General features: G+C 54.6%; 7 protein-coding genes. 6 read left to right on the top strand and 1 reads right to left on the bottom strand.

Annotation, left to right across the window (positions count from 1 at the left end; genetic code table 11):
• Positions 1-56: 56 nt before the first annotated feature.
• The 6 genes from mltG to XYCOK13_RS21435 all read left to right on the top strand — a co-directional run bounded on the left by mltG (position 57) and on the right by XYCOK13_RS21435 (position 8,415).
• Entirely contained in the window at positions 57-1,199 is a 1,143-nt protein-coding gene (gene mltG, locus XYCOK13_RS21460) for an endolytic transglycosylase MltG (protein ID WP_244865302.1), read from the top strand.
• A 37-nt stretch (positions 1,200-1,236) separates the two neighbouring features.
• The gene (locus tag XYCOK13_RS21455; RefSeq protein WP_213414297.1) at positions 1,237-1,893 is read left to right on the top strand and encodes an O-methyltransferase; all 657 of its coding nucleotides are present in this window, start codon (positions 1,237-1,239) and stop codon (positions 1,891-1,893) included.
• 16 nt (positions 1,894-1,909) lie between these two features.
• The gene (locus tag XYCOK13_RS21450; RefSeq protein ID WP_213414296.1) at positions 1,910-2,842 is read left to right on the top strand and encodes a peptidase U32 family protein; all 933 of its coding nucleotides are present in this window, start codon (positions 1,910-1,912) and stop codon (positions 2,840-2,842) included.
• Between the two features lie 28 nt (positions 2,843-2,870).
• Positions 2,871-4,178, top strand: coding sequence for a peptidase U32 family protein (locus tag XYCOK13_RS21445; RefSeq protein WP_213414295.1), 1,308 nt, complete (start codon positions 2,871-2,873; stop codon positions 4,176-4,178).
• A gap of 89 nt (positions 4,179-4,267) precedes the next feature.
• On the top strand, positions 4,268-6,460 hold the full coding sequence (locus tag XYCOK13_RS21440; protein WP_244865301.1) for a methyl-accepting chemotaxis protein: 2,193 nt from the start codon (positions 4,268-4,270) through the stop codon (positions 6,458-6,460).
• A gap of 188 nt (positions 6,461-6,648) precedes the next feature.
• Positions 6,649-8,415: a peptidoglycan D,D-transpeptidase FtsI family protein gene (locus XYCOK13_RS21435; RefSeq protein ID WP_213414294.1), complete on the top strand. Its 1,767-nt coding sequence runs from the start codon at positions 6,649-6,651 to the stop codon at positions 8,413-8,415.
• Here the strand turns inward: XYCOK13_RS21435 and fni are convergent.
• The gene (fni, locus tag XYCOK13_RS21430; RefSeq protein WP_213414293.1) at positions 8,396-9,448 is read right to left on the bottom strand and encodes a type 2 isopentenyl-diphosphate Delta-isomerase; all 1,053 of its coding nucleotides are present in this window, start codon (positions 9,446-9,448) and stop codon (positions 8,396-8,398) included. The two genes, XYCOK13_RS21435 and fni, sit on opposite strands and share 20 nt — an antisense overlap.
• Positions 9,449-9,585: the final 137 nt, after the last annotated feature.

Genomic DNA, 9,585 nt, shown 5'->3' with positions numbered 1-9,585 from the left:
GCAATGCTTCACTTTCGTGGGCACCAATTGTTTGTCGCAACTGGGAGGGATTAGTGTTGAATCGTGAAGAGGCAAGGGAAATGGACATGCCGGATGGAGAAACAGGAACAGGAACAGTTCGCCGAAAACCGTGGAAAGCCGTGTTCATCATACTGTTGATTTTGTTCTTTTTGGGAGCAGGCACGGTAACGGGGATCGGCATGTTTGTTGCAAATAGCTTGAAGCCCGTTGAGGCGCAGGGTGAGAGCATAACGTTTACGATTGAACCGGGCATGAACTCTACAGCCGTAACCAAGAAGCTCGAAGAAGCGGGTCTCATTCGCAGTTCACTCATCTTCAGCTATTATTTGCGTTATAAAGGGGAAGGCAGCCGTTTTCAGGCAGGGGATTATGCATTGACGCCAGGCATGACGCTGGATGAAATGATCGCGAAATTTAATGCCGGCGATACGATACCTGTTGAGACGGTGAGGTTTACGGTTCCCGAGGGCATGACCGTTGCGCAGATGGCTGCGCAGTTTGGCAATGCCGGCATCATTGATGAAGAAGTATTCTTGCGGTTGGTAAGCGAGCCGCAAAATTTCATGGCCGAATCGATTCGGGATATTCCGGCTGACGGAAATTATGTATACTGGCTAGAAGGTTATTTGTTCCCTGAGACGTACGAAATCGTGAAGGAAGATTTTGCGGAGCATGTGATGGTTCAGCGCATGCTGGAGGAGCTGGATCGCAAGCTGGAGCAGCTGCCGGAAGGCTGGCAGCAGCAGATGGACAAGCTGGGACTGACCTTCCATGAAATCATGACGGTAGCATCGCTCATTGAACGCGAGGTCGTTGTCGATGCGGAGCGGCCGATTGTCGCTGGCGTGATTTACAACAGGCTGGAGATTGGGCAGCCGCTGCAAATAGACGCCACTGTGCAGTATGCGCTGGGCGAGCACAAAGACCGGGTGCTGTATGAGGATTTGCGAGTAGACCATCTATACAATACCTATCGGCACAACGGGCTCCCGCCGGGCCCGATCGCGGCTCCGGGGCTTGCTTCTATCCGGGCGGCCTTGTATCCGGAGGAGACGCCTTACTTTTATTATGTTACGAAGAAAGACGGGAGCCAGGAGCATCTGTTCGCAGAAACCTATGCTCAACATCTGGAAAATATAGAACGAAGCAAGCAGATGGAAGCAGGCGGGAACGGATAGGACTTCAAGATCTGGAAGCAAATAATGGAGGCTGGCAATGGAAATTGGCTGGGGACGGGTTAACGCTTATGTAGAACAGCTGCTGGACAAGCAGGAGGTTTGGGGCAGCAGACCGACGCTGCTTCGATTGGAACGGGAAGGGCGCGAGGAGGGAATTCCCAACATCCAGCGCAGCGGCATTTCGCTAATTCGCCTGCTGCTGCAGTTGACGGCGCCCAAACGAATCTTGGAGGTCGGCACCGCCATCGGCTACTCGACCATCCATATGGCTATGGCGGCGCCGGATGCGGAAATTGTTACTCTGGAGCTGGACGCGGAACGGGCCGCGCGGGCTGAACGGAATTTCGTTGAAGCCGGGGTGGGCGATCGTGTACGCTGTATACAAGGGGATGCCCTGCAGACGCTTGAGGAAATCGAAGGGCCGTTTGATGTGCTGTTTATTGACGCGGCCAAAGGGAAATATGCCGAGTTCTTGCAGCTGGCGCTGCCCAAGCTGAAATCTGGCGGATGGGTCGCTTCCGACAATGTGCTGTTCCGCGGACTGGCTGCCATGACAGAGGCAGAGGTTCCAGACAAGAGGCGGGCGATGATCCGCAAGCTTCAGAGCTACAATGAAATGCTGTCGACCCATCCGGAACTGGAAACCTTGATCGTACCAGCTGGAGATGGGGTTGCCGTCAGCCGAAAACGATAGAAGGAAGGGAAGCGCGTTGAAAACTACACCGGAATTGCTGGCTACGGCTCGTTCGATTGATGAGATCAAGCAAGTTGCCGATGCGGGGGCAGACGCCGTTGTTATCGGTGAAAGCCGATTTGGCGTTCGCCTCCCGGGAGATATTCCAGCTCAAGAACTGGAGGCCGCGATCGCGGCTGCCAGGGAGAAGCGGCTGCGCGTCTACGTAGCTGTAAATCATGTATTTGCCAATGAGCAGCTGCCCGAATTAAGGGCGTATATCCAGCTGTTGCAGCAGTTGGAGCCGGACGCGTTGGTGTTCGGTGATCCAGCTGTCCTGATGATTTGCCGCGATTTGGGCTATCCGGCGGTTCTGCACTGGAATCCGGAAATGACATCGACGAATTATGCAACAGCGCAGTATTGGGGGGCAAGAGGCGCGAAGCGCGTCGTGCTTGCAAGAGAGCTGAATCTGGAGGAGATTGCGGAAATCGCCGACAATGTCCAAATGGAGGTTCAGGTGCAAGTGCACGGGATGACCACGCTGTATCATTCCGGCCGAAAATTGATTCAGAGCTATATCCACTACCAGGGGGCAAATGCAGAGCCGAACCACACAGGGAAGGACAGCGGCTTCTATCTGGTCGAACAGGAAAGAAAGGAGCTTCGCTTCCCGATTTACGAAGATCGGGATGGCACGCATATTATGAGCGCTGAAGACATATGCCTGCTGGAAGTATTGGATGAGCTGCTGGCTGCCCCGATTCACAGCCTGAAGGTCGAGGGCCTGCTTAAGACCTCAGAGGCACATGTCGCGGCAGTCCGTTCCTATAGAGAGGCGCTTGACGCCTGGGCGAGCAATCCGGACAGCTATGACCCGGACCCTGCCTGGATGGAGCGCATTCGCCAGTACCAGGACCCCAATCGTGAACTAACCTACGGCTTCCTGTTCAAGGAGCAAGTATATTGATTCTAAAAAAATGGAGGAGGTGCGTCTGATGTCGATCCGACTGGAGGAAGCGCCGGCGGCAGCATCGGCCAAACGCAAGCTGGCTCGTCCGGAGCTGCTCGCGCCCGGCGGGAATTTGGAAAAATTGAAGATGGCGATTCATTACGGAGCGGATGCGGTGTACATTGGCGGCCCTCGCTACAGCCTTCGATCCAACGCGGACAACTTTACGATGGAAGAAATGCGGCAGGCGGTGAAGTTTGCCGAAGGATATGGAGCGAAGGTGTTTGTTGCCGCGAATATTTATGCGCATAACGAAGACTTGGCAGGCATTGCCGATTATTTGCGCGAACTGGAGGCAGTTGGGATCGCCGCAATCATCGCAGCTGATCCGATTATTATTGATACGGCCATGAAGGTTGCGCCGAAGCTCGAAGTTCACTTGTCGACGCAGCAGTCTACGCTGAATTGGGAAGCCGTACGGTATTGGAAGGAAGAAGGACTTCCCCGCGTTGTGCTTGCTCGCGAAGCTTCTATGGCGGACATCATCGAGATCAAGCAGAAGGTGGATGTAGAGATAGAGGCCTTTGTCCACGGGGCGATGTGCTCCTCGTTCTCGGGCAGATGCGTGCTGTCCAATCATTTGACGGATCGCGATTCCAACCGCGGCGGCTGCTCGCAGTCGTGCCGGTGGAAGTATGATCTCTACCAGGCTGCTGCCGATGAATCCGGGCAGCTTCTGGCAGAAGGGGTTCCGCTCTTTGCCGATGAGGAAGAGAGCTTTACGATGGGGTCCAAGGATTTGTGCATGATCGAGCATATTCCGCAGATTATTGAAGCGGGCATTGACAGCTTGAAAATTGAAGGGCGCATGAAGAGCATGCACTATGCAGCTACCGTCGTTTATGCGTACCGGCAGGCGATCGATTCTTATTTGGCCGATCCTGACAATTACAAGCTGAAGCCGGAATGGCTGGAGGAAATTCACAAGGCAGCCAATCGTCCGCTCAATGAGGGCTTCTTCTTCCAGGTTCCGGGCGCCAAGGAGCACATCTATCACGAAGAGGACAAGCAGGCGCCATACGATTTCGCCGGTATCGTGCTGGAATATGACGCCGCTACAGGAATGGCGCTGGTTGAACAGCGCAATTATTTCAAGCCCGGGACAGAGCTTGAGGTGTTCAGTCCGGATGGCGTCCGCTTCCGGCAAACGGTGGATGCGATCTATGATGAAGAGGGCAACACGCTGGACGCTGCCCGGCACCCGTTGCAGAAGCTGCGTCTGAGAATGGAAGGACCCGTTCAACCGATGGATATGCTCCGCAAAAAATTCATGTCGAAAAAATCGAAAAAATAATCATGGAGGAATCATGTCTTTTTTGTCGAATAATGACTTGTACCAGAAGACATGATTCCTTGTATTATTTCAGCGAAGGGGTGCAGAGCATGAAGCTATGGAAACAGTTGACACAACGGATCGCATCTGTTTCAAGGCCAGATAAGAAAGCGTTACCATCAAGCAGCAATCCGCATCAGACAGAAAGAGAACGCAAGAGCAAGCCTATACATAATGCGCCTAAGGGCAAGCGCACCTTTTCATTGAACCCGGCACGTTCCGTAGGTGCCAAGCTATTCATACTCTTTTTTGTCAGCACGATTATCCTGGTGTCGATCTCCGGATTTTCCTCCTATCTGATGTCCAAGGATACCATTACGGACCAGGTTTCTGAATTTTCGCGGCAAGCGATTGTACAGGCGAAGGAAAAGATGGATTTGGTGCTGGGCAAATACACTGAACTTTCCTTGCAATTTCTGACGGATGCTGAAATTCAGACAACGATATCGAACATTCACAGGGGTACGGATGACAATTTTGCCATGTATGAGATGAAGTCCTCGTTGGATAACAAGCTGAATGGCATGACGATGTCCAATAACGAGCTGCATTCTATCTTTTACTTTGATACGAACGGCAACACGATCTCATCCGGCGGCAGCGTAACGGCAGCCAATGCAGGCGGCATCGCAGAGAAAGAGTGGTTCCAGCACGCGTTGGAAACCGGAGATGTGATCTGGTTGAACACGATGGTTGGCGGTGTAATGGGGAACAGCCAGGAAGCGACATTCGGACTGGCGCGGCTGATTCGCACCACTTCCACCAATACGGACACCGGCGTTCTGATGATCGAGATTAAAGCTTCTGCGTTCAGACAGCATTTGGCCAATCTGCAGCTGGGCGACAGCGGAGTCAAGTACATCATGAACGAGAATAACGAGCTTATATATAGTGAGAATCAAGAATTGATAGGCACTGTGCTCGAGGATATTGAGCTGGCTCGGGAAGACGGAGAGGTGGTTACACGTCCGTATTCCTATGAGAATCACGGCAACCTGATTATCCATGACAAATTTCGAGCAGCCAACAATGACTGGTTCTTGGTCGGATCTGTACCGATTGCGGAATTGACGGAGGACGCCAACAGAATCTTGATGGCGACGACGTTCATCATTGGCGCCGCGGTTCTTGTTGCAGTCGGCGTCGGATACATTATGGTGCGGCTAATTGCGCGTCCGCTTGTCAGCTTGCGGAACTTGATGAATGAGGGCGAGCAGGGCAATCTGTCTGTACGCACCTCCATCCGCAGCAAGGACGAAATCGGCCAGTTGGGCGAAAGCTTCAACCGCATGATGGAACAGATTTCCTTGCTTGTGAAGCAGACAAATCAGTCTGCTCTTGACGTGCTGGAGACGGCGACGGAGCTGTCTAATGTATCCAAGCAAACGGCCATTTCCTCCAGGGAGATTTCCATGGCGACGGAGCAGATTGCCTCTGGCGCTTCCACGCTCGCGATGGAAGCGGAGAAGGGGAACGGCATCACGATTGAGCTAGGCGAACAAATGGGCCGGGTCGTCGAAGCGAATATGGAGATGGGCAAGGCAGCCCATAACGTCAGAGGCGTCAGCGAGCAAGGAACTGGCACGATGACAGAGCTGATCGGCAAGACGGAGCAAACCGAGCGAATGACCCGATCGATGGTAGAAAAGGTAGACAAGCTGAAGGAAAGCACCGACTCCATTCGGAAAATTTTGGACATGCTGAATGCCATAGCGAAGCAGACGAACATCTTGTCCTTGAATGCGACCATCGAGGCTGCAAGAGCAGGTACGGCGGGCAAAGGCTTTATGGTTGTTGCAGATGAAATTCGCAAGCTTGCCGATCAATCCAGACAATCGATCGACGTTGTCGGCCAAATCACGGATACGATCCAGGCTGAAATTGGAGAGACCGTTGACGTGCTGTCCGATGCCTATCCGATCTTCCAGGAGCAAATCGCTTCGGTCAAGGACACGGACAAGCTCTTTAGTACGGTGAAGGTGGAAATGGAATCTTTCATCAGCAAGCTGGATGACGTAACCCAATCGCTGCAAACGCTAGAATCGTCGCAGATGACCTTGTCGGAAGCGATGTCCAGTGTAAGCGCTGTTTCTCAGGAATCTTCGGCCACTTCCGAGCAGGTTGCCTCTCTTTCCAATCAGCAGCTAAGCTCCAGCGAAGGCTTGGTTCAGATGGCAGAGAAGCTGGAAAACCTGTCGAAGTCACTGCAGCAAACATTGCAGCGGTTCCAGATTGAGGGTTAACCTTCGGATCATAGAAATGCATAGCGTGTGTGGGGCTGATTCGTCACTGATCTGCTCCTTCAGAAGCTGCCCAGCGGGCAGCTTCTTTATTTTGAGGGGAACCGGATCTTGCAGGCTTCTCTGTTATGGCGAGAATGGAAGATGGACATGCTGGAGATAGCCGAACGAAAGATGAGGGGGTTCTCTCCATGCAGCCGAAGAGAATATTTTGGACGTTGCTGATTTTTGCGATGGTGATGACGACTTGGCTCGGCCGACTAGCATGGATCCAGCTTGCAGCGCCGGTCGATTGGACCCATGCTGCTGTTCGCCAGCGTGAGCAATCCATCGTCCTGCATGATGGCCGAGGGGATTTCGCGGATCGTTACGGGGAACCGCTGACCGGGCAGGTCATTCACGCCGCAGCCGTGTTTCCAGTTAGGGATGCAAGCCGTTCGGACGAGCTGGATCGATTTGAGGTGCTGGCCGAGATTCTGGGCGAGCCGGCAACGGTGAGGGGGGATGTCCCTTTCTTGTGGCAGAGGTCCGGCGATGTAACGCCTGTCGCCATGACTGAGGAGCAGCGCATGCTTGTCGAACAAGCCCAACTGGTCGGGGTCCAAATCGTCCCTTACTCTTTACGCTATGCGGCTCCGTTCCCTGCAGCACATGTCATCGGATTTATCAGCCAGCATCCGCAGATGCTGGAGACCCTTTATGCGGATGAGCTCCGCAAGGGAACCGTACGGCCGGATCAGAAGATCGGCGCTTCCGGCTTGGAGCGCACGCTGGAACCCATTATTCGCGGACGCACTTCGGAGGAAATTGCTGTTCACGTGAACGGAAACGGCGAGCTGCTGAAAGGACTGGGGGTTCGCATGCAAGCGAGCGCCAATCCGTACTATCCGTTGAAAGTGACTACGACCTTGGATCGCGGCCAGCAGCTGGCTGTCGAGCGGGTGATGGATGAGAGCGGTCATACACATAGCAGCGCAGTCGTAGTGCTGGATGCGAAAGATGGAGATATTCGGGTGATGGCAAGCAGACCCTCCTATCATCCGCTGCAGGTCAATCCCGCGGGCGAGGATTGGCGCAACCGGGCGATTGCCGCGGAAACTCCCGGTTCGATCATGAAGCTCGCTGTAGCTGCCGCCGTCTGGGAGCATGGGACGCTTCCAGACAGCCACCTGTTCGAATGCAACGGTCACTTTGGCGCGTATGGCTTGTCCTGTTGGAAGACTGGGGGGCACGGCAAGCTGACGCTGGAGGAAGCGATTGCGCATTCGTGCAATGTAGCGCTTGCCCAGGCCATGCTGTCCCTGACGCCGCAGCAATTTGAAGAAACCGCAGCGAAGCTCGGTCTGGGTCAGCAGGTCGGTCCTGTATGGGAGCGCGGTTCGGGGGAATCGCTGCGCTTGCTCGATCATGAGCAGGCAGGATTGCTGTATGCGGCGCCCCATCTTGCCGAAGATGAAGGAGCAAGGGTGCAGACAGCAATCGGCCAACGGGATGCGCGCATGTCGCCGCTGCAGGCTGCTGTCATGCTGCAGCCCATCCTGCACGATGGCAAGCTGCTCGCACCGCAGCTTATAAAAGATATCCGGTATGCGAATGGCACTACCGCATATCGGATCAAAGAGGAGAGTCCGGTTCGGGATGCATTGAGCAGGCAAACGGCCCGACAGCTGAGGAAGGCGCTGGAGAAAGCGGTGAATGAGGGGACCGGACGGGCGCTGGCGGATATGCGCTGGCCGGCTGCCGGCAAGAGCGGAACCGCTCAGACAGGCGCGCATAAAGAGAAGGAGCACCATTGGTTTGCCGGCTATGTACCAGTGGAGCAGCCGCGCTATATTATTGCCGCAGTTGTATACGATCAGCCGCCGGGCTCTGTCCATCAAGGGGTTCGCCTCTTTCGGAAGGTAGCGGAAGCGCTGATGTCTGCCGATGAGCAGGGCGCTAATCGGAGCGATGGATAAGCCGATCGGTGGCTTGCAGCTCGCCAAGTGCAGCGGCCCCGATTCCGAACATGGCTGCTTTAAGCTCGAAGGTGAAGCGGGCCATAGTCTCATCCAGCTTGTGTTCCGATTCGGCGGCCGCCTTGAGCAAGGCGCGGCCAGTGCCTGACAGGTTTGCGCCTAAAGCCAACGCCTTGGCCGCATCGACGCCATTCTGAATGCCGCCGCTGGCCGCAATCGTCATAGCGGGTAGGGCCCGGCGAACTTGAATGAGGCTATCCGCAGCGGAAAGGCCCCAATCGCCGAATGCTTCGGCTGCCTGCCGCTTGACCGGTTCAGGTGAGCGATAGCCTTCCACTCGAATCCAAGAGGTGCCTCCGGCACCAGCCGTATCGATAAAAGCAGCACCGGCGTCAGCCAATTGTCGGGCGGTATCGGCATCTATCCCCATCCCTACTTCCTTGACGCCTACCGGTACTTCAAGCTGCCTGCATAGCTGTTCGATCTTGGCGAGCAGTCCTGCGAAATCTGTATCCCCGTCCGGCTGGAAAATTTCCTGCATCGGATTGAGATGCAGGACCAGACCATCTGCTTCGGCCATTTGGACAAGCTGCCTGCAGTCGTCAATGGATACGCCATAATTCAATTGGACGGCGCCCAAATTCGCGAGGATTGGGATCGAAGGCGCCCACTGACGAACACAAAACGTGCGGGCTGTTTCCGGATGCTCCAGCGCTGCACGCATCGAGCCAAGACCGAGCGCCCACCCGTGAGCCTCGGCGGCTTCAGCGAGCAGACGGTTCAACTGCCAGGCTTCCTCTGTGCCGCCGGTCATCGAGCTGACCAGCAGCGGGGTCTGGAGTGGCTTGCCTAGAAATTGGGTGGCAGTAGATATGTCTGCAAAGCGAATCTCCGGCAGTGCTTTGTGTACGAAACGATAATTCCCCCACCCGCTGTCAATGCCGCGCCCGGCCACATCCTTTTGCAGGCAAATATCAATGTGCTCGGCCTTGCGCCGGGTGATGGCGGATGAGGCCTGCAGGTTGCGTTCCATGTGGTTCCCCTTTCCTCGTAATCGATTCTCTATAGTTAGTGCTGGGTATATGAGATAAGAACTCGTGGTTCATTCTCGCTTATTTAGCCAAGGCTGTCAACTTTTTCACTTCTCTATGTTACTATTCCGTGATAATG

Source organism: Xylanibacillus composti (assembly GCF_018403685.1).
Lineage (GTDB): Bacteria > Bacillota > Bacilli > Paenibacillales > K13 > Xylanibacillus > Xylanibacillus composti.
Note: the sequence above shows the minus strand (reverse complement) of the source record. Positions and strands in the feature narration are given on the sequence as shown.